Below are 20,904 nucleotides of genomic sequence, written 5' to 3'. Positions count from 1 at the left end.
TAGACGTAAATTAAGCGTTTCCAAGTTGTCAACCAACATCTCAAAAAAATCTGATTTCTCCTAGAATGTGAGGCAATTTATTATGACTGCTACTTCTCAAAAGCTTAAGTCCAAAGTATGGAAAAATAATCAAGAATCTTCCTTAACAACGGAATCTTTAAGAATGCTCTGGGAAAACCAAATTCCTTTAATTCGACTCCAGGAATTTGCTACACCCCAAGAGTGTGAAAGCTTAGTTTCTCAAGCTCAATTGTTTAACTTTGACAGTTATCAAGATGTGCATCCCAAAATTGAGCGAATTGGCATCACAGTGTTTGAATACAATCACATTAGTAAGGCTGGTTATTTTCAAGCAGTAGAACAAGCAACTCAATTAAGAGACTTGATTTTGGCAGCCTCTTTTAATCCCTTAGAACGCTTAATGGTGAAACTTAGAGAGTGTACAGGTGCAACTGTACGCATTGCTTCCGAGCCATTGTATGGTAGTTATTATGCAGGATTGATCAGAAAGATAGAGCAGGGTACTCAACTTCATGTTGATTATGCTCCATACGAGCAATCTGGATGGGAAGTTTGTACAATTACTGCTCAACTTTCTTGGAATTTGTATTTGAAGAAAACTGCCAGTAATTATGGCAAAACGCGTATTTACGATCGCCAATTGCAACCAGCAGATGACCAATATAAGCTCGATTCCTACGGCTATAGTGATACAGTCATTGCAGATGCAGACATGATTACTTTCCAACCTCTTGTGGGAGATGTGTTCATTTTTAATACGCGCAACTATCACATTGTTGAGCCGATGGATGGACAACGTATAACTTTCACTTCGGCGATGGGATTACTTCCTAACGGTGAAATTATTTTGTGGTCTTAAAGCTGAACCTGAGAAGATAGGAAGCAATTTGGTAAACAGAGTAAGGAAGTAATTTATGCCCAAGGCTGCTGTCATGACTGCACCTAACCAACCAGTTATAGTGCAACAATTACCAGACCCGATTCTAGAAAAGGGCGGAATCATTGTTGAAACCTTATATAGTGAAGTGTGTGGCACTGATGTACATTTACTACACGGGCGTTTAGAGGGGGTACCCTATCCCATTATTCCTGGACACTTCTCCGTCGGTCGTGTGGTAGAAACAGGTGGAGCTGTTAGTGATGTTAATGGTAACTTGATTCAGCCTGGTGCGATCGCCACTTTTTTGGATGTTCACGAAACCTGTTACAACTGCTGGTATTGTCTAGTAGCCAAAGCATCCACCCGTTGTCCCCAACGTAAGGTTTATGGTGTCACCTACTCAGCTAAAGAGGGTTTGCTTGGTGGTTGGTCTGAATTAATTTACCTCAAACCAGGAGTGAAAGTTCTCACCCTACCAGAAGAAGTCTCACCAAAGCAATTCATTGCTGGGGGATGTGCTTTACCCACTGCACTACACGCTATTGATAGGGCGCAAATTCAAATTGGTGATGTAGTAGTAGTACAGGGTTGCGGGCCTGTAGGTTTGAGTGCGGCAATTTTAGCTTTACTCTCAGGTGCAGGCAAAGTCATTGTTATTGATAAATTTGAGAGTCGGTTAGCCGTTGCCAAATCCTTCGGTGTAGATGAAACCCTAGCCATTAAAGCTGATGATCCACGACAACATATTGAGCGAGTTTTGGAATTAACTAACGGTCACGGTGCTGATGTGATTATTGAAGCCACAGGTATTCCCATCGCTGTGAAAGAAGGCTTGAATATGACCAGAAATGGTGGTCGTTATGTAATTGTTGGGCATTACACAAACACAGGGGAAATTCTCATCAATCCCCACCTAGAAATTAATCTCAAACATATTGATATTCGCGGGACTTGGGGCATTGATTTTAGTCATTTTTATAGAATGGTTGAATTACTCAAACGCCATAGTGATCCGAAAAAAAATATTGCTTGGGAAAATTTAATTAGTCGTTCATATACATTAAATGAGATTAATCAAGCCCTTACAGATGTAGAACGTGGTTCTGTATTAAAAGCAGTAATTCAGCCTAATTTAACATGAGTTCGACGAATTTTAAAAACCCCTCTCCATAGCTTGCTTCCCGCAGGGTACCTCTCCCCTACAAGGAGAGAGGCTTCAAAACCCTGATTTTTTCACTCAGTTATAGATTTTGAGCAGCCTTCCCTTGTAGGGAAGGGGTTGGGGTTAGGTTCCGTCGAACTCACGTTAATTTATCTGAAAAAAAATCGGGAGTGGCAGCTATGCTGGGAGATTTAAAAATTGCCTTTATCGGTGGTGGTACGATGGGCGAAATGATAATTAGTAGATTGTTATCAACAAAAACTGTTGAAAAATCTGAGCTAATTATTGTTAGTGAGCCATATTCTACACGATGCCTTTATTTAGAAAAGGAATATGGAGTAAATACCACCAACTGCAATATAGAAGGTGTGCAAGGTGCATCAATTGTCATTTTGGCAGTGAAACCCCAGGTTTTGCCAGAGGTGATGGCTGCGCTAAAAGATAAAATTCCCCCTGATGCTTTAGTAATTAGCATTGTGGGTGGGGCGAGTGTTTTATCTCTTTGCCAAGGCTTAAATCATGGTGCTGTTGTTCGGACAATGCCCAATATTGCAGTACAAGTTGGTCATGGAACTACAGTCTGGAGCGCATCATCAAATGTGACAGAAATACAGCGATCGCATACTCAAATCATATTACAAGCATTAGGTAAGGAATTTATCACCCAAAATGAATATTACCTAGATATGGCAACAGCTTTGAGTAGTGCTGGGACAGGATTTGTATTTCTGTACATTGAAGCAATGATTGATGCTGGTGTTCAGATGGGTTTAACTCGCATACAAGCCCAAGAATTAACATTACATACAATTGCCGGCAGTGTAGAACTGATGTTGCAAACTAACGAACATCCAGCAGTTTTACGCAACAAGGTAACTAGTCCTGGGGGAGTGACTGCGGCTGGTATTTACGAGTTAGAAAAAGGTGGGATGCGAACTACAATTTCTAATGCCGTGCTAACTGCTTTAAGCCGCACTCAACAATTAGGTAATAAGGTGATATGCAGCTAAATCAAATATTCTTGCGTCAGGGCTATCCACAGTCAATAGTCTAGAGTTAAAGGCTCGCTTGGACTGTGGACTTTGGACTTTTGACAACCTGAGTGCGAAATATACGATTTAAATGCGTAACAGTTTATTAGTGACTAGAATAATTTTTCGGTAATTATTTCTGATTATTCAATACTAAAAATTAGTATATCCAATTTTCAAATATGCCTACTCAAGTTGTTCAAGCTAAACCTGCAACAAATGCTTTTTTAGATTTTATTCAATTCTGGAAAGATGTAAGGGCGATCGCCGGCCCTTACTGGTATCCTACTAAGCCAGGAGAAAGAGCATTTTCAGACGTTATTCGTGCCTGGGGAATGCTGATTCTCCTCATATTGTCAATATTAGCTCTCGTCGGTGTCACCACTTTTAACACTTTTATTCATCGCTATTTAATTGATGTCATTATTCAAGAAAGAAATTATCCTAAATTTGTTGACACCATATTAATTTATGGTGTTGGACTTGTCTTTATAACACTGTTGGTAGGATTTACTAAATTTATTAGAAAACAAATTTCCCTTGACTGGTATCAATGGCTAAATAATTATATATTAAATAAATATCTGCACAATCGTGCTTATTATAAAATTAACTTTGTACCTGAAATTGATAATCCAGATCAACGGTTATCTCAAGAAATTGAACCAATTACTAGTAGTGCGCTCAGTTTTTCAGCTACTTTCCTAGAGAAAATTCTGGAAATGATCACTTTTTTATTAGTTGTCTGGTCAATTTCTCAACAGATAGCTATTGCTTTGTTAATTTACACTTTTATAGGTAACTTTATTGCTGTTTACTTAAATCAAGAATTAATTAAAATTAATCAAGCAGAACTTGAATCTAAAGCCGATTATAGCTACTCTCTCACTCATGTCCGCAATCACGCTGAGTCAGTAGCTTTTTTTCAAGGAGAAGAACAAGAACAAAATATAATTCAACGCCGATTTAGTACTCTCATCAATGATATGAAACACAAAATTAATTGGGAGAGAAATCAGGCAATTTTCAACAGAGGATATCGATCTGCTATTGAACTCCTCACCCTTTTAGTACTCTCGCCTTTATATATCAGAGGCGACATTGATTTTGGACAAGTTGGACAAGCGACTACGGCTTGTTATTTCTTTGCTGGTGCTTTAGAGGAATTAATCGCTGAATTTGGCATTTCTGGACGGTTTTCTAGTTACGTCCAGCGTTTATCCGAGTTTTCAGATGCTTTACAAGCGGTAGCCAAACCACCAGAAAACGTCGGTACGATTACAACCATCGAAGAAAATCATTTTGCTTTTGAGAATGTCACTTTACAAACACCAAATTATGAGCAGGTGATAGTCGAAAACTTGTCATTAAACGTCCAACCTGGAGAGGGTTTATTAATTGTCGGGCCTAGTGGTCGGGGTAAAAGTTCTCTATTGAGAGCGATCGCTGGCTTGTGGAATGCGGGAACAGGTCGTTTGATGCGACCTCCCCTCAAAGAAGTTCTATTCTTACCCCAACGTCCTTATATAATTTTAGGAACTTTGCGTGAACAATTACTCTATCCTAAAACTCATCGTCAAATGAGTGATGCAGAACTCAAAGAAGTTTTACATCAAGTTAATCTGCAAAACTTGTTAAGTCGAGTTGACAGTTTTGATACTGAAGTTCCCTGGGAAAATATATTATCGCTGGGAGAACAACAACGCCTCGCTTTCGCACGCCTCTTAGTGACGCATCCCAGGTTCACTATATTAGATGAAGCGACCAGTGCTTTAGATTTGAAAAATGAAGGCAGTTTATATCAAAGGTTACAAGAAACAAAAACAACTTTTATTAGTGTTGGACATCGAGAAAGTTTATTTGATTATCATCAATGGGTTCTCGAACTTGTGCAAGATTCCAGTTGGCAACTTATGAGAGTTGAGGACTATCGAAATCAAAAACAGGGTATCACTAAACCAATAGTCAACACTCAAGTTACAATTGATATTTCATCTGAAGATGAATCTCCCAATGAGCCAGCAATTAATACAGATGAAAGGCTAAGTCATAAGGAAATGAACGCCTTAACATACTATTCTGTTTCTACTATTAGAAGTAAGGCAAGTAAAGGAGATGCTATCACTACTAGGGATGGTATTACCTATCGCTATGATAAAGATCCTAAGGTTTTGAAATGGGTAAGGGTTTAGGGACTTACAGATAGAAAATTGAACAAACATAAGTATTTGTAGCAATGCCCACCATATCCGGCCTTTGGTGAGTATTGTCCAACTACAGGTAGTATCAGTTGAGTTGGGCTAAAACATCCCCAACTCCAACCTTCTTTAATTTTGAATTTTGAATTATTAAGAGTCCGTGTGGGCGGATTTTTTTGTGTAGTAGTAAATTATATTTAACCCTTAATTTTTGCAAATTCACTTAACTGTCTACTGAACTATCTTAAATGTCCTAACTGTCTTAAATAAATTAATACAATTACCTCTTAACTGTCTTAAATGTCCTTGCACACGTATTTAATTACTGGTATATCTTTAGTTGCTAAAAGAATTTTCCTTAGGAAAAAACACCATGTCTACAAACACCGTCAAAACAGTGAATGTTGCAGTGGTACCGTTCTTTGCCCGTTTCTTGGAAGAGCAAGCTACAGAAGGTACAGATCCGCCTTCTTTCCCTTGGACTTTCAAGTATCCTTCAGATTTGGAAGACCAATAATTCCACTATTTTGTATCTGAAATTAAGGGAATAGTAGTTATCAATTGTTTGATAGTTACTGACTGAGAACAACCAACACCAAGAAATAATTCTGTGTTGAAGAACATAGTTAAAGCAGCAAATATGGGAAAATTTCCATCATTTGTTCGTTTCTTGGCAGAATAAATTGCTGAACATCCATACTAATATTTAGTAGAAATGATCAGCGATTTAAGATAAAAATTTTAGATATCCGACTTATTAGAAAGTCGGGTATCTAGAAGAAATTTTAAAAGCAAATATTTTATGCACCTGTCTCGTGATGTTGTTTTATTAATCACTCACAGTGGTGATTTTTTCACAATAGATAGAGTAGCAGAAGCCTTGGCAAAAAAAGGGGTGCAACCGTTTCGTTTAGATACAGACAAGTTTCCTCTACAAGTGCAATTAACAGCACATTTTGACAAGTCTAAAAGCTACCACACTATAGAATATGACAACCACTATATCAGCACAGAGCAGGTGCAATCTGTGTGGTTGCGTCGTATTTGGGAACCAAGCCTGAGTCAAGAATTAGCGCCAAAGTTCCAAGAAGCCTGCATTAGAGAATCAACAGCAACTTTAGATGCTTTTTGGGACAGCCTCAAGGGGGCTAAATGGGTAGATGATTTAGAACGGATAAATTATGCAAATAATAAGCTGCGTCAACTGCGAATTGCGTCTGAGGTAGGTTTTGTCATTCCCCAGACTCTTGTCACCAACAAAGCCCAAGCAGCCAGGGAATTTTTTGGACAAGTGAATGGCAAAATGGTGAGCAAGCTTTTAACCACTCTTTCCCGGAGTATGGAAGCTAATTCTGCGTTTTTTCTTTACACCAGCGTCGTTAAAGAAAAAGACTTAGAAGATGCCGAGTCACTGCGTTATTGTCCAATGGTTTTTCAAGAGCAAATCCCCAAGCAGATGGAGTTGCGGGTGGTGTATGTAAATGGCAAGGTTTTTGTGGGGGCGCTGAATGCAGATGTGTATGCAGCAACCAAAGCTGATTGGCGTAAACCAGGTGTTGGAGTGGGTGCATGGCAACATCACCAGCTTCCTGATGAATTGGTTCGTCGCCTGCAAGATTTTATGGGGAAATTCGGGCTGTTATTTGGTTCGTTAGATTTCATCCTCACACCATCAGGAGAATACGTCTTTTTGGAAGTTAACCCGATAGGCGAGTGGGGAATGCTGGAGAAAGATTTAGACTTACCCATTGCAGAGGCGATCGCAGATACTTTACTTCAAAATTGATACTTTTATGACCGTATTAATAGTTACATTTAGTCATGATAACGAAAGTATTCCTTTAGTAATCAAAGAAATAGAAGCCAGGGGAGAAAAAGCATTTCGCTTTGATACAGATAGATATCCCACCGAAGTTAAGCTAGATATTTACTGCGGTGATACTGAACAGGTAATTATTACTGATGGCGAACAAAAGCTTGATTTGAGTGAAGTATCATCAGTTTGGTATCGGCGGATGCGCTACGGGCAGAAAATCCCCGATTCAATGGACAAGCAATACAGAGATGCGTCAATTCAAGAATGTCGCGTTACTGTCAGGGGTATGATTGCCAGCCTCCCAGGATTTCACTTTGATCAAATGGCAAATGTAGACCGGGCTAATAATAAGCAACTACAGTTGAAAGTTGCCAAAGAAGTTGGACTTTTAACTCCCCGTACCTTAACTTCCAACAATCCCGAAGCTGTCAAGAAATTCGCTCAAGATTGTCCGCAAGGCATCATTACTAAAATGCTTTCTTCCTTCGCCATCTATGATGACCAAGGGCGAGAAAATGTCGTATTTACTACTCCAATTACAGATGATGATCTGGAGGATATGGAAGGACTGTGTTTTTGCCCCATGACGTTTCAAGAAAACGTACCGAAGGCGCTGGAGTTGCGGACAACTATTGTTGGACACCACGTATTTACTGCCGCAGTAGACTCTCAAAGTTTGCCAGGCTCTACTTATGACTGGCGCAAAGAAGGGAAAAAATTAGCTAAGAATTGGCAGCCTTATAGCTTACCAGAAGATATTGAGAAAAAACTACTCAAATTGATGGCTAACTTTGGCTTAAAGTACGGAGCAATTGATATTATTGTTACCCCTGATGGTCGCCATGTATTCCTAGAAGTGAACCCAGTCGGGGAGTTTTTCTGGATGGAGATATATCCGCCATACTACCCTATTTCCCAGGCGATCGCCGAAGTATTACTAACTAATAAAAGTTAGTATGAGCATTGTTGATGTTTGTTATTGATACTAATAAATGATTTTTAAATTATATGTATATATTTATATTTGGAGATTAAAAACTTGTGACAAACCTAGCAAATACACAAACAGTTTTAACATTTGATGGGGTAGATGATTATATAGATTTTGGCAGAAACGATATTGGCGGCGTTTTTGCTCAAGGGAGTTCAGCCTTTACAGTTTCAGGGTGGATAAATCCTCATAAATTAACAGAAAAATTCACCAGCTATGGAACGCGGAATGTATTTTTTGCTCGTTCTTCAGATCGATACAGTGATAATTTTGAATTCGGCATCAGTGAAACAGGGAGTTTAGATATCTTTATTGATGAAACTATTAGCAAGGGTATCAAAACCTTTGGTAATGGAGAATTAACCATAGGACAATGGCACTTTTTTGCCATTGTTTTTAATAGCGGTCAAATCACAGTATATCTTGATGATCATGAGTACAATGACTCTCTGAGAGGTTCATCTTTAAACAAAGCAACAAGCTCCATAACTTTGGGTGCAACCTTACACAAGCAAGTCTATTTTACAGGGCAATTAGCAAACATTAGTGTCTGGAATTATCCATGTACTCAGACACAAATTAAGACCCATCATTGTGGGCTAATCGTCGGGGATGAACAAGGATTAGTGGCTTATTGGAAATTAGATGAAGGGCAAGGAACAACTGTTAAAAACAGAGTTGGAAAATCCTATCAAGGAAATTTTCGGGGTAATCCTAGCTGGGATTTAGCGCAAATTCCATTTGCAACACCATCATCTAATCCAGTTCCATTTGCAGCACAATTATCCAGTCAAGACGATATCCAGGAAGATGTCCAATTTGAGATAGGAATTATTGCCGAAACAAGTATTTCAACATTAACCACAGATTTATTGGCAGCAACAGTACCGTTAGTTAGTAACAACGAAGACCAAACAACAGAAATTCAACAGACAGAAATAAACAGCGAAGAATCAGAAATTATTGCAACTCTAATCAATCTTCCATCACCTGAAGAAGCAAGCAAAATTGACCAAAATGAAGTGCTTGTAAATAGCCAACAATTACAAACATTCATTCAGGCAGAATCACCAGAAATTATGAATACAAAATCAAGTCCCAAATATAAAATACTTTCCATTGATGGAGGCGGTATTCGGGGCATTATTCCTGCATTACTCCTAGCGGAAATTGAACGGCGGACACAACAGCCTATATTTAGTTTATTTGATTTAATTGCTGGTACCTCAAGCGGCGGAATTTTAGCACTGGGACTAACTAAACCCCGATTAAATTCATCTGAAGAATTGCCATTATCTGAATATACTGCTGAAGACCTTGTACAGTTATTTCTTGAGTATGGAGTAGAAATATTTTATGAGCCATTATTTGAAAGACTACTTGGCCCGTTAGAGGATATATTTCTCCAGCCAAAATATCCTTCCAAAAGCAAAGAAGAAATTTTAAGGCAATATTTGGGGAACACCCCTCTAGAAAATAATCTTAAAAAAGTTTTTGTAACTAGTTACGATATTGAGCAGCGAATTCCGGTATTTTTTACAAACCAACTAGAAAAACAGCAAATAGAATCTAAGAATTTTCATAAATTGTGTGGTAATTTATCCCTCTTAGATGTAGCATTAGCCACTAGTGCCACCCCGACTTATTTTGCGCCTCATCGTATTGTTAGTCCCGAAAATAGTGCTATTGTTTATACTTTAATTGATGGTGGAGTATTTGCGAATAATCCGGCCCATTTAGCTATTTTAGAAGCGCAAATTAGTAGTAAACGAAAAGCCCAAACAGTCCTCAATCAAGAAGATATTTTAGTAGTTTCTTTAGGTACAGGTTCACCAACAAGTGCTTACCCTTATAAAGAAGTCAAAAATTGGGGACTCTTACAATGGGGAAGACCACTTTTAAATATTGTGTTTGACGGTGGTAGCGGAGCGGTATCTGGAGAATTAGAACAGTTGTTTGAACCTAGCAATAAAGAAGCTAAAAGTTTTTATTATCGCTTTCAAACTTTGTTAGATAGTGAGCTAGAAGCAATAGATAATACCAAACTACAAAATACTCGTCAGCTACAAGCTGTAGCCCACAGAATGATTTCTGAAAAAAGTCAACAAATCGATGAACTTTGTGAGCTTTTGTTGGGCTAAATCAGGTTTCTTATATCTTGCACTAAACAACTGGTATACATTTTGTAATTGCCAATGTTATGTGCGGGAAGTAAGATTGTAATTTCTTTTTTGAAGAAATTAGTCATGACTTTCTTAGTCATTTTTCACCTTATAAGGATCGTAGGTAAATACAATGGATGAACTAGTCAAAAAAATTGCTGCTTTAGGTCTTCCTGGGATCATTTTTGTAGTTGCAACTGCTACATCAGGGGGTAGTGTCGCCGCCGTTGTAACTTTACTCTCATCGTTGGGAGGGCCATTCGGCTTATTAGGAGGTTTGGGAATACTTGGTCTGGTAGGTATTCTAGGGGAATATATTGCAGAATTTGGAGTTGAAAACGTTCTCAAGCTCATTTATAAAGAACGTAGCAAAACTGAATCTGTGAGATTTCTGCTCAAAGAAATTAAAGAATTACCTATTACAGATGACTTAAAACTCAAACTCGAACATCATCTTGATTCAGTAGTTGTTACCGAGTTTGGAGAAGAACCTCCTGTGCCAAAAAACATCGAAATTGTTGATGAAGAACCAATAATTTAGTCTATTCGATGTAATTCTCATAACAGTTATTTTTAGGGATATTAAAACATCTTTAATCTCTAAAAGTAAAAATGGCCTCTGAGTCTAATCTAATTCTCAAAGGCCATTTTCAAATTACTAGTCTAATTAATAACGGCTGTATTTTTTAATATGCAAACTCCGTCTGTGCATCAACAAAACGCAAAAAATCCTCTTTCAGTCTTTACTCAATTTTGGGAAGATGTGAAAGTAGTAGCTCAACCTTATTGGTATCCTACAAAAGCAGAAGGACGAGCATTTGTAGATGTCATTCGCTCATGGGGAATGCTCATTCTCTTAGTATCATTAATAGCTGGAATTGTAGGTTTAAGTGCTGCAAATAGCTACTGGAACCGCTATGTACTTGATATTGTAATTGAAGAGAGAGATATTGATAAATATAATAGTACCTTATGGCTATCTAGTCTCATTGTTGTAACAATAGTGATTTTAGTTACTTCTTTGAGGTATATCAGAAAAAAAATCACCCTTGACTGGTATAAATGGTTAAATAGTCATATTTTAGAAAAATATTTAAGCAATCAAGCTTATTATAAAATCAATTTTAAATCTGATATAGATAATCCAGATCAGCGCCTATCCCAAGAAATAGAACCTATTACTAGTATTGCTTTGAGTTTTTCTACGACCTTTCTAGAAAAAGTTCTGGAAATGGGGAGTGCTTTGATAATTCTCTGGACTGTTTCCGCAGAAATCGCAATTTATTTAATTATTTACACCATTATAGGTAATTTGATAGCTGTTTATTTAAACCAAGCATTAAATAAAATTAATCAAGAAGAAATACAGTTTAAAGCAGATTTTGCTTATTGCCTAACTCATGTTCGTAATCATGCGGAATCGATTGCTTTTTTTCAAGGAGAGGAGGAAGAATTAAATATAATTCAGCGCCGATTTAATAATGTTATAAAAACTGCTGAACGCCGGCTGAATTGGGAGAGGGGACAAGATGCTTTTGGCAGAGCATATCAGTCAGCTATTGGGGTGTTTTCTATGTTTATTTTGACTCCTTTATTTATTCAAGACAAAATTGATTTTGGGGAAATTAACCAAGTTAGTTTTGCTTGCTTTATGTTCTCTAATTCTCTGGGAGAATTAATAGCTCAATTTGGCGCTTCAGGGCGATTTTCTAGCTATGTAAAGCGTTTAGCTGAGTTTTCAGATGCTTTGAGGGATGTTAGTAAAAAAACAGAGAATCTAGCTACTATTAAAGTTTTAGAAGAGAAACGCTTGGCTTTTGAGAATGTTACTTTAAAAACACCAAATCATGAGCAGGTAATTGTTGAAGATTTGTCGCTTACCGTTCAGCCTGGAGAAGGGTTATTAATTGTAGGGCCGAGTGGTAGGGGTAAAAGTTCTTTGTTAAGAGCGATCGCAGGTTTGTGGAACACAGGAACTGGCCGTTTAGTGCGTCCTCCCCTAAAAGACATTTTATTCTTACCCCAGAGGCCTTACATCATTTTGGGTACTCTGCGTCAACAGTTACTCTATCCCCATACAGAACGGACAATGAGCGATCGCCAACTTGAGGAAATTTTACAACAAGTTAACTTACAACACTTGCTTACCCGCGTAAATAGCTTTGATACAGAAGTTCCTTGGGAAAACATATTGTCTTTAGGGGAACAACAACGCCTGGCTTTTGCGCGACTATTGATTACACATCCTAGTTTCACTATTTTAGATGAAGCGACCAGTGCTTTAGATTTAAATAACGAAGGCAACTTATATCAGCAACTACAAGCAACTAAAACAACTTTCATCAGTGTTGGTCATAGAGAAAGCTTGTTTAATTATCATCAATGGGTATTAGAACTTTCACAAGAATCTGGTTGGCAACTTGTGTCTATAGAAGATTATCGCCGGCAAAAGGGAATAAAGACAGCAGATATTTCTCCCGAAAATAACCTACCGACAAAAAAAAGAACCGTCATTAGCAAGTTGTAAAATTATAGGACTTTCCTATGAGAAAAGGCTTAGTAACTAGGGAACCACAAAAATTAGCAATTCAAAATTCAAAATTAAAGTTTAGTAGGGTGCGTCAGTGCCATAGAACCTAACTATACTCAGAAATTATTCATACTGACGCACCCTACAGATAATAAGAATTTTTTAGATAGAATCAGTGATGCTAGCTAGAAAGCACAAACAATTAATTACTTATGAATCAATTACGATTTATGAAAAAACTTATAGATTTCCTATTTTTAAAAATCCCAAATTAAAAAAAGTTCAAAAAAAAATTATCAAATGTCAAGAATTAATTCAAGTAGGTGGTAAATCTAATTCTTATTTTTGGGGAATAGTTAAGCGAAAACAGGAAGTTACTCAAGAAAAAGTTTTTGCAGAAGTTAAATTATTAATTAGTGAATATATTCAAATTATTGATTCATTAGATAACTATAAAGATAGCTATCAAAGTTTCTTATTGAAATTCATAGATGACTGGAAAAATCTATTTAATCAGAAATACATTGAAATTAGAAAGATTAATGATGAAAGAAACAAGCTAGAAATAAAACATAATGGTAATACTCAAATTATTGAAAAATTAACACAGGAGAAACAAGAGAATTTAAAATCAATTTTATTGTTGAGTAAAACTAACCTTTTGATTTTAGAAAAGATAGAGTTGCTTAGTGAGGGTATTAAGCAACTAGCCGAAGATACGCAAAATCAAAGGCAATCTATTGAGCAAATAGTTAAGGATTTAAATGTATATCAAGAAGTTTATGAATATCAAATCAGAGCTACAAAAGTTCGTCAAGAAATAGCGAAAATAGCTGAAACAGCAATGAATGTTGAAAACTCTCTGAAAGATTGCTTTAATCCGTTTCAGTCTTTAATAGATGAGGTAGTCAAAATTGATGCGGATTTTTACGCAACTGTAGGAGAGATTCAAAATTTAGCTACTAATGATTTAAATTATCAACCAAATTTATTCACTATACAAGACAATAATACTGTTTCCCATAATCTGCTCAACTTATTGGTTGCCAGTTATGAAAAAAAAGATAGACTAAATGAAGCTTTTTTAAAGTCACAAATATTAGATTGGCGAGTTCAAGACTCGGATTTTAGTCAAGATGACATAACTGCAAATCAAGCAATTTGTTTAATATCCAATTATATGTCTACTCAACTGGTAGCTCAAAAAAAAGTACTGGAGATAGTAGAAATAGATGTTGTGCATTCCGATTCTCAAGTTACTGCTGAACACACAGCAGGGACAGAACCAGATAATCATGATATTGATTATCTCAGTGAATTTAAAAGTAATAAAAATATAGATTACAGCACACTGCAAAATCTCCTCGCACAATATAAGTGGCAAGATGCTGATATGGAAACTGCTAAATTAATGTTGCGAGTGATGGGTAAGAATTATTGGCATGAAGTTTATAAAGCAGATATTCTCGCTTTTTCTTGTCAAGAATTACATAAAATTGATCAACTTTGGCAACAATATAGTCATGGCTATTTTGGCTTTAGTGTTCAGCAAAGTATTTGGGAAGAAATGGGTGGACAAATAGATTACGAAACGGAAAAGAGACTTGGCGATCGCCTGGGTTGGAGAAAAGAGGGAAACTGGTTAAATTACGACCAAATAACTTTTAAATTATCACCAAATACACCGATAGGACACCTACCAGTCAAATGGTTACATTACGACGGAGATATTTTTGATATCTGCCCAAATTTATCGGCGGAACCGATGTCAATGGGGGCTTGGCGAGTCGGTTCTTGGCTAGTATGGCAGATGCACTTATTTTTTACTCGTGTAAAAATTTGTCGTGAAAACTTTCCCATAGTTTAATTTTCGAGATGATTGCATATATGACGATCGCCTTCCTCCAAGCCTGTGTTAGTTTGCAAATAATCTTTGACTAGATTGCAACCATAAGTTAGGGCATCTAGACTGAGAATCTGGGGTAAATTCCACAAAATTAGGGTGTTGTCATCACCCCCAGAAGCTAGAATCGTGCCATCCCGGCTGATCGCAATTTTCCTAATGGCTGCTGTATGTCCGGTGAGAGTTGTTAGTTCTGTACCATCCATTTTCCACAGCTTGACGGTAGCATCCACACTACCAGAGGCTAGTATTTTGCCGTCGGGACTAAATGCTACTCCCCAAATCGCAGCTGTGTGACCTGTAAATGTTCTCAAAAGCTTGCCATCAATAGTCCACAGCTTAACTGTATTATCACCACTGCCAGTAGCTACCATTTTATTATCAGGACTGAAGGCGACACTCCAGACTACCGAAGAGTGTCCAGCAAGGGTTGTCAGCAACTTACCATCGAGAGTCCATAACTTAGCTGTACTATCACCACTGGCTGAAGCCACGATTTTACTATTAGGACTGAAAGCCACCTGCCAAACTTCAGCTTGATGACCTTTGAGAACCTGGGATGTAGGCTGATTGCGCCGCCATATTTGAGCAATCGTGTGAACATTAGCGATCGCGATCGCTTGACCATCGGGACTCAAAACGGCGGCTGTAATTTTGCCTTGAGTATTTTTGTAACTCGCCACATCAGAACCATCTGGCTTTTTGAGTAAAACTGTCTCATTATAAGTGGGGAGGGCAACTAACCTGCCATCCGCACTAAAAGAAATGGCGATAATTCCCCCCTTTTCTTGGGTGAAAGTCTTCACCAATCCGCCTTGGCGACTCCAAAGTCTAGCAGTATTATCATGGCTAGCTGTGCCAATGGTAGAACTATCTGATGTAATTGCTATCGACCAAATACCCGCGCTATGGGCAATTACACTCTTTTGTATGGGATTTTGACTTTGCCAGAGTCTGATAACGTTTTCAGCACCCGCAGAAGCAATAAAACTGCCATCTGGACTAAAAGTAACACCCCAAACAGAAGCGCTATGTCCTCTCAGTGTCCTCAGTTCTGTACCATCAATGTTCCACAGTTTAATGGTTTTGTCTAGACTGGCAGAGGCGATCTTTTGACCATCGGGACTAAAAGCGACTCCGGCAATCCCAGCCGTTTGTTTGAAAGTTTTATCAAGGCGGTAATTACCATCTATGGGATCTCGCCGCCAAAGTTTGACAGTTTTGTCTTCACTGCTGGAAGCAAGTGTCCGTCCATCAGGACTGAAAGCTACTCCTACAACCCAAGCTGTGTGACCTTTGAGCGGTTGTAAAGGTTTGGCTTTCTGCCACCCAGAACCCTGTCTTTGCCAGAGTTTTACTGTCCCGTCTAGATTGGCAGCTGCCACAGTTTGACCATCTGGACTAAATGCAACTCCCCAAAACCCCTCTGTGTATTCTTGAAAAGTGTTGAGTAAAGTACCATCCCGTTTCCACAGTCTGACCGTTGTGTCCCAACTAGCAGAGGCGAGAAATTGACCGTCCCGACTAAAGGCTACTCCCCAGACTGAGGCGGTGTGACCTTTAAAGGTCTTCAGCAAAGTGCCATTGAGTTTCCAAAGTTTAATAGTACCATCCTCACTCGCTGAAGCCACCTTCTGACCATCAGGACTAAATTTAACTGATCTCACTGCTCCTTGATGACCTTTGAGCGTGGCAATTTTAGTTCCATCACGTCGCCAAATGTTGATGGTTCTATCTATACTAGCCGAAGCAATTAGAGAACTATCGGGACTGACATCTACTGCCATCACGGCTGCTGTGTGTCCCCAAAAACGGTTGTACTCATCTGCCCCATAAACGGCTTGCCGCAGTACGTTGCTTGCTTGATTTTGAATATCTGCGTTCGGTTTTTCTAGTTTTTTGAGCCGATCTTTGGCTTTAATTGCTTCTATGAGTGCATCTAATCGGCGATTTGAGGCAAACATTCCTTCAGAAGAAGATATTAACGCTCGAATTTCGCTGTTTTTGGCTTGAATTTCGCTGTTTTTAGCTTGGCGGTACAAAATGTAAATTCCCATAGCCAAACTGCTAGAGAGCAGAAACTTCACACACATAGCAATCAACAGCAATCTTTGTAATTTAGCAGTTTTTTTCTCTTGCGCTAGTCTTGCTTCTACTTCTTTGACTCGTGCTGCTTCTAATGTTGTTTGGATTTCGCGCTGTTCATATTCTTGGCTGGCTGTGAGGAAACGATAATCCAAATCGCTCAGACTTTTGCCCTGAGACCAATCTTGAGCGTCTTTGAGCGCCTGTCCCCGCAGTAAACGAGACTCATCTTGATAACCAGAGGCTACCCAAACGTTGAAAATTTGTGAGTAAGGGCGGAGATTATCTAACTGTCTGATTACCCATTCATGATGGAAAACATACCTATAAATGGGATTTTTAATTTTGAGATAGCCTTGCTGTTTCTCAACTAAACCAGATAATAATAGTTCTTTTTGTTCTTGACTATCATCGATTTCCACGGGTAAATGACCGGACTCAGCTTGGAGTATTTGTTGATAAATGCCTAACAACCTGCCGGCGCGTTGTTCGTTAAACAGGAGGCGATCGCGAATGGTGCGTAGATGTTCTGGTTCGTCTTTTGCTTCCCAATATTGAATAATCTGCTTTTGTACCAGTTGTTCTACCCAATACCCGGCTGTGGCTGGAGGTAAATCAATTTTGCGGTTTGGTGTGTTCCATGCAGTCTGCACCACTAATTGACAAAGTTTTTGGGTTAGGAATGGTTGTCCACTTGTCCAATCAATAATCTTCTGTAATACTGCTTGGGGTTGACTAATTACTTCTTCTAACCCTTTGAGTAACGGTGTTGCTTCATCGAGTGTAAAACCATACAACTGAATTGCTGTACCAATGTTAAAGGGTGTACGACGCTTATCGGTAATCAGTTCAGATGGACTCACCACTCCGAATACGGCAAATCCTAAACGTTGAAATTTGGGGTCATAGGCCCTTTGGTTGTAACAATGACGAATCCAGGCAAAAAAGTCACTAACCGAAAAGTTCAAGCTCAATAAACTATCAATCTCATCAATAAAAATAAATATACGCCCACTTTGATTGTGCGGCAATAGCACCTCTTCTACAAATTGATTTAACTTCTGTATGGGGGAAAGACCAGACTGCATCTTCCACCATTGCTGAAAATTAACTTTTTCAGACAAATTTAAGCTGTAAAAAATACTAATAATAATCCCTTTGTACCATTGTTCAGTTGTTGTATCCTCACTACCCAAGCGTGTCACATCTATATAGATACAAATATGACCTTCTTTTGTCAGATGGTTGCTTGTGCGATGTAGTAGAGATGATTTCCCCATTTGGCGAGAATTTAAGACATAACAAAAATCACCAGCTTTGAGGCTGGCGTAGAGTTGTTTGTCCGCCTGACGGATAACATAATTAGGATCATCACTAGGGAGACTACCACCAACCTGATATTTCATGTTACTTTAGGCAGCTTTAACAGAAGAGAGTTTATGATTTTTATAATTAACGCGATGTGCGACTTATTCTTAAAACCCCTCTCCATAGCTTGCTACTCTACGAGTTCTCCGTAGGAGTACCCGCAGGGTACCTCTCCCCTGCAAGGAGGAGCCACTGCGTTGCGCGGGTTCCCCGCGTTGTAGCAAGTGGCGTAGAGGCTTTAATTATTACTCCCCTTCCCTTGTAGGGAAGGGGTTGGGGGTTAGGTCTGAGAGCAAGTTGTACACGGCATTAATTACTTCTTATATAGGCATAAAATTTGATTATTGAAAATATTTAAGTATCTGTAGGGTAGGCAATGCCCAACCCTACTACATATATTTCAGAAATCAAATAGTAGTCCTGTGTGTAAGAGTGAGTAATAAAATATTTACATTAGCATCTTACTAGAAAATTATGATAATTTTGGCGTATTATCTGCCGTTTTTTATGGCTGAAATATCTTAAATGTCTTAAAATTCTTAATTGTCTATCAATTTTTTCAATGAATCTTTAAGTGTCTTATCTGTCCTTGACTTCATCATCAACAGATAGGATGATATTACTAAGTGAATCGTTAGAAAACTTCCTGGCAATCATGAAGTAAGAAATTATCTAAATTTACAATCAAAGAAATATTCAAGTAGATTTATTACTTTTAAATCCACTTGAATAGGTGATTTCATGAAGCAGTTGTGGATAATTGCTTGACAAAATAGGTGCGATAGAGTTCACAACGAGGTAGTACGCGATCGCCTTCAAAACAAATCAATCCTAAACTTTCGAGTTTATGAGCATCCATAGGATCAAGAAGAGTGCTTTGTTTGGTTGTCACCAGCTCAGTATATACTCTAGCTAAATGAGGATTAACTTGTAGCTTTGCCCAGTGTCTCTGTAAGTGATGGCGATAAATCCCACCATTGGCGATCGCTTCTTGGATCAGTTCTGATAAAGTCATAGTCCCAGAACTAAGATAATATAATGCCAGTTGCACCAGTGCCGGATGACCGCCAACAAGAGACATCAACCGAGCCGATTCTTTACCATCCGTCCACTTTAGTCCATATCGTCTGGCTAAATCTTCTACCTGTTGCTGGGTAAATTCATGCAGGCGGATAGGTAGCCCAACATTAAACGGAGAATGGTTGATATCTAGAGAAATATACTGTTCCGTAGAGTAAACCACTACCAATCTTAATTTATGCCAATTATGATTTTGCCGTGCTTCTTCGCACCAAGAACGCAATAAAGCAAAAAAATCATTAGCAATGTGTGGATACTCAAACAGGCGATCAACATCATTCAAGACTAAAACTATAGGATTATGACATTGTTTAAGAATATAGTTTTGCACATATAAGCTACAGATCAACTTACAACCAATTTCCTCATCCCATTTGTCATCAAGACTAGGATCAAGCCCTAATTGTGTGGCGATTTGCCAACAAATACAACGTAAAAGCTTATTTAAGTTAGTGAAGCATTGCTCATCAATCTGGTTGCATTTGAGATTAACCGTGTGATAGTTTTGCGTATTTGCAAAGGACAAAAGACGCAGTACCAAAGAAGATTTACCCATTTGTCTGGGGGCGCGAATCCTAATTACGCAACCAGGTTGAGTTACTTCTCGATATACTAGTTCTTCTATGGGCGATCGCTCAATATAAAAAGGTGAATTTAAGGGTACAGCCCCATCTGGATATGACAAAGAACTTCCTACTTGTTTTGTAGACAACGGAGATAAATGTTCTGCTTTTTCAGATACAACATCTGTCAGCAAATCAGACATCTCTGTTTCATTTTCTTCTGTTAAAATTGTGTAGTCTTCTTCATCTACTTCTAAGTTAAAAGCTCCAAAGCACAGCTTTAAAGTCCTGTGATCTACACTAGCACTCAAAGACCACAACCGACTCAGAGTTTTAGTAGAAACGTTGATTTGTCTGCTCAGTTGTTCTAAAGTTAAGCGATCGCCTTTATTTTGTAATATCTCCCAAGACAGAATCGCTTCTTGTAACCGTTTTAATCCCTTGGGAGTTAAGATAACTCCTCTTCTTCTCTTCGTTTTATTTTGCTTTAATTTCATGAATTTTGTGACAATGTTGTTTTGCTTTCACAGCAGTAATTAGCTGGCTGTGATCATTAAATTACGCCGATATTTTCAGGTAACAACTGATTAAACTTGAGCATTTATCATCAAAGAGTCAAATTTTATGTTTTGAACCTAAACAAATTATTATTTGCGGGAAATAACTCAATAAATTTGGTTCAGTTCAGTTATGCAAAAAAATGGTAGCAAAACAAGCTAAAAAGCTGAAATTTAAATAAACACTTAATTTCAGAGAACTCCAAAAAATAAATTATTCCGTTTAAATTTTTTTGACCATTGGCTGTTAACTGTCAACGGTCAGCAATCCCAATAGAATATTTTTTTACTTGAAAGTTCTTCACTAATCCTTAAAAACCTTGATAGTGAATATTTAAGCTACTTTAGTCTTTGTTTAGCTCCAAATTTTCTATTTCAATTTATTTCCTGCAATAACAGTTCCCTCTTGTCATAATTTTTACAGTTAGGGAATAATAATGACTATAGGACTTACGCATTGACAAAAAATTTCATTCATGTGTACTAAGCAACACAAGTATGGGTAAGATTTTCTACAATGTAATCACGCAAAACTAAAGTGAATAAGTTCCTTTGCA

General features: G+C 38.1%; 13 protein-coding genes. 11 read left to right on the top strand and 2 right to left on the bottom strand.

What is annotated here, in order from left to right; all coding sequences use genetic code 11:
• Positions 1 to 82 precede the first annotated feature (82 nt).
• The 11 genes from H6G14_RS22085 (at position 83) to H6G14_RS22035 (ending at position 14,658) form a co-directional block, all read left to right on the top strand.
• Positions 83 to 880, top strand: a complete 798-nt coding sequence (locus H6G14_RS22085) for a 2OG-Fe(II)-dependent halogenase WelO5 family protein (protein ID WP_190569657.1) — start codon at positions 83 to 85, stop codon at positions 878 to 880.
• A 55-nt stretch (positions 881 to 935) separates the two neighbouring features.
• Positions 936 to 2,042, top strand: coding sequence for a zinc-binding dehydrogenase (locus tag H6G14_RS22080; protein ID WP_190569654.1), 1,107 nt, complete (start codon positions 936 to 938; stop codon positions 2,040 to 2,042).
• Positions 2,043 to 2,242: 200 nt separating this feature from the next.
• Positions 2,243 to 3,073 carry a pyrroline-5-carboxylate reductase gene (proC, locus tag H6G14_RS22075; RefSeq protein ID WP_190569652.1) on the top strand — a complete coding sequence of 277 codons (831 nt, stop codon included), beginning with the start codon at positions 2,243 to 2,245 and terminating at the stop codon, positions 3,071 to 3,073.
• Between the two features lie 203 nt (positions 3,074 to 3,276).
• Positions 3,277 to 5,286 carry an ABC transporter ATP-binding protein/permease gene (locus H6G14_RS22070; RefSeq protein ID WP_190569650.1) on the top strand — a complete coding sequence of 670 codons (2,010 nt, stop codon included), beginning with the start codon at positions 3,277 to 3,279 and terminating at the stop codon, positions 5,284 to 5,286.
• A 379-nt stretch (positions 5,287 to 5,665) separates the two neighbouring features.
• Entirely contained in the window at positions 5,666 to 5,809 is a 144-nt protein-coding gene (locus tag H6G14_RS22065) for a microviridin/marinostatin family tricyclic proteinase inhibitor (protein ID WP_104009901.1), read from the top strand.
• Positions 5,810 to 6,094: 285 nt separating this feature from the next.
• A complete protein-coding gene (locus tag H6G14_RS22060) occupies positions 6,095 to 7,078 on the top strand; it encodes an MvdC family ATP-grasp ribosomal peptide maturase (RefSeq protein ID WP_190569648.1) in 984 nt (327 codons plus the stop codon).
• A gap of 7 nt (positions 7,079 to 7,085) precedes the next feature.
• On the top strand, positions 7,086 to 8,063 hold the full coding sequence (locus H6G14_RS22055; protein ID WP_190569647.1) for an MvdD family ATP-grasp ribosomal peptide maturase: 978 nt from the start codon (positions 7,086 to 7,088) through the stop codon (positions 8,061 to 8,063).
• Between the two features lie 86 nt (positions 8,064 to 8,149).
• The gene (locus H6G14_RS22050) at positions 8,150 to 10,240 is read left to right on the top strand and encodes a patatin-like phospholipase family protein (RefSeq protein WP_190569645.1); all 2,091 of its coding nucleotides are present in this window, start codon (positions 8,150 to 8,152) and stop codon (positions 10,238 to 10,240) included.
• Positions 10,241 to 10,394: 154 nt separating this feature from the next.
• Entirely contained in the window at positions 10,395 to 10,802 is a 408-nt protein-coding gene (locus tag H6G14_RS22045; RefSeq protein WP_190569643.1) for a hypothetical protein, read from the top strand.
• 150 nt (positions 10,803 to 10,952) lie between these two features.
• Complete coding sequence (locus H6G14_RS22040) at positions 10,953 to 12,788, top strand: ABC transporter ATP-binding protein/permease (protein ID WP_190569641.1); 1,836 nt, start codon at positions 10,953 to 10,955, stop codon at positions 12,786 to 12,788.
• A gap of 181 nt (positions 12,789 to 12,969) precedes the next feature.
• Positions 12,970 to 14,658 (top strand): GUN4 domain-containing protein, encoded by a 1,689-nt coding sequence (locus H6G14_RS22035; protein WP_190569639.1) that lies wholly within the window; start codon positions 12,970 to 12,972, stop codon positions 14,656 to 14,658.
• On the opposite strand, the gene H6G14_RS22030 is transcribed toward H6G14_RS22035, so the two are convergent.
• Together H6G14_RS22030 and H6G14_RS22025 are read right to left on the bottom strand one after the other, a co-directional pair.
• Complete coding sequence (locus H6G14_RS22030; protein WP_190569637.1) at positions 14,655 to 18,185, bottom strand: WD40 domain-containing protein; 3,531 nt, start codon at positions 18,183 to 18,185, stop codon at positions 14,655 to 14,657. The genes H6G14_RS22035 and H6G14_RS22030 overlap by 4 nt on opposite strands.
• 701 nt (positions 18,186 to 18,886) lie before the next feature.
• Positions 18,887 to 20,287 carry an AAA-like domain-containing protein gene (locus tag H6G14_RS22025; protein ID WP_190569635.1) on the bottom strand — a complete coding sequence of 467 codons (1,401 nt, stop codon included), beginning with the start codon at positions 20,285 to 20,287 and terminating at the stop codon, positions 18,887 to 18,889.
• Positions 20,288 to 20,904 lie beyond the last annotated feature (617 nt).

It is taken from the genome of Nostoc parmelioides FACHB-3921, assembly GCF_014696625.1.
Taxonomy (GTDB): domain Bacteria; phylum Cyanobacteriota; class Cyanobacteriia; order Cyanobacteriales; family Nostocaceae; genus Trichormus; species Trichormus parmelioides.
The sequence above is the reverse complement of the archived record's forward strand: the minus strand, read 5'-3'. Positions and strand labels throughout refer to the sequence as shown.

Bases quoted from the DNA above. Each gene is read 5' to 3' on its own strand.
- H6G14_RS22085 (WP_190569657.1), top strand. From the start codon at position 83: ATGACTGCTACTTCTCAAAAGCTTAAGTCCAAAGTATGGAAAAATAAT.
- H6G14_RS22080 (WP_190569654.1), top strand. From the start codon at position 936: ATGCCCAAGGCTGCTGTCATGACTGCACCTAACCAACCAGTTATAGTG.
- proC (WP_190569652.1), top strand. From the start codon at position 2,243: ATGCTGGGAGATTTAAAAATTGCCTTTATCGGTGGTGGTACGATGGGC.
- H6G14_RS22070 (WP_190569650.1), top strand. From the start codon at position 3,277: ATGCCTACTCAAGTTGTTCAAGCTAAACCTGCAACAAATGCTTTTTTA.
- H6G14_RS22065 (WP_104009901.1), top strand. From the start codon at position 5,666: ATGTCTACAAACACCGTCAAAACAGTGAATGTTGCAGTGGTACCGTTC.
- H6G14_RS22060 (WP_190569648.1), top strand. From the start codon at position 6,095: ATGCACCTGTCTCGTGATGTTGTTTTATTAATCACTCACAGTGGTGAT.
- H6G14_RS22055 (WP_190569647.1), top strand. From the start codon at position 7,086: ATGACCGTATTAATAGTTACATTTAGTCATGATAACGAAAGTATTCCT.
- H6G14_RS22045 (WP_190569643.1), top strand. From the start codon at position 10,395: ATGGATGAACTAGTCAAAAAAATTGCTGCTTTAGGTCTTCCTGGGATC.
- H6G14_RS22040 (WP_190569641.1), top strand. From the start codon at position 10,953: ATGCAAACTCCGTCTGTGCATCAACAAAACGCAAAAAATCCTCTTTCA.
- H6G14_RS22035 (WP_190569639.1), top strand. From the start codon at position 12,970: ATGCTAGCTAGAAAGCACAAACAATTAATTACTTATGAATCAATTACG.
- H6G14_RS22030 (WP_190569637.1), bottom strand. From the start codon at position 18,185: ATGAAATATCAGGTTGGTGGTAGTCTCCCTAGTGATGATCCTAATTAT.
- H6G14_RS22025 (WP_190569635.1), bottom strand. From the start codon at position 20,287: ATGAAATTAAAGCAAAATAAAACGAAGAGAAGAAGAGGAGTTATCTTA.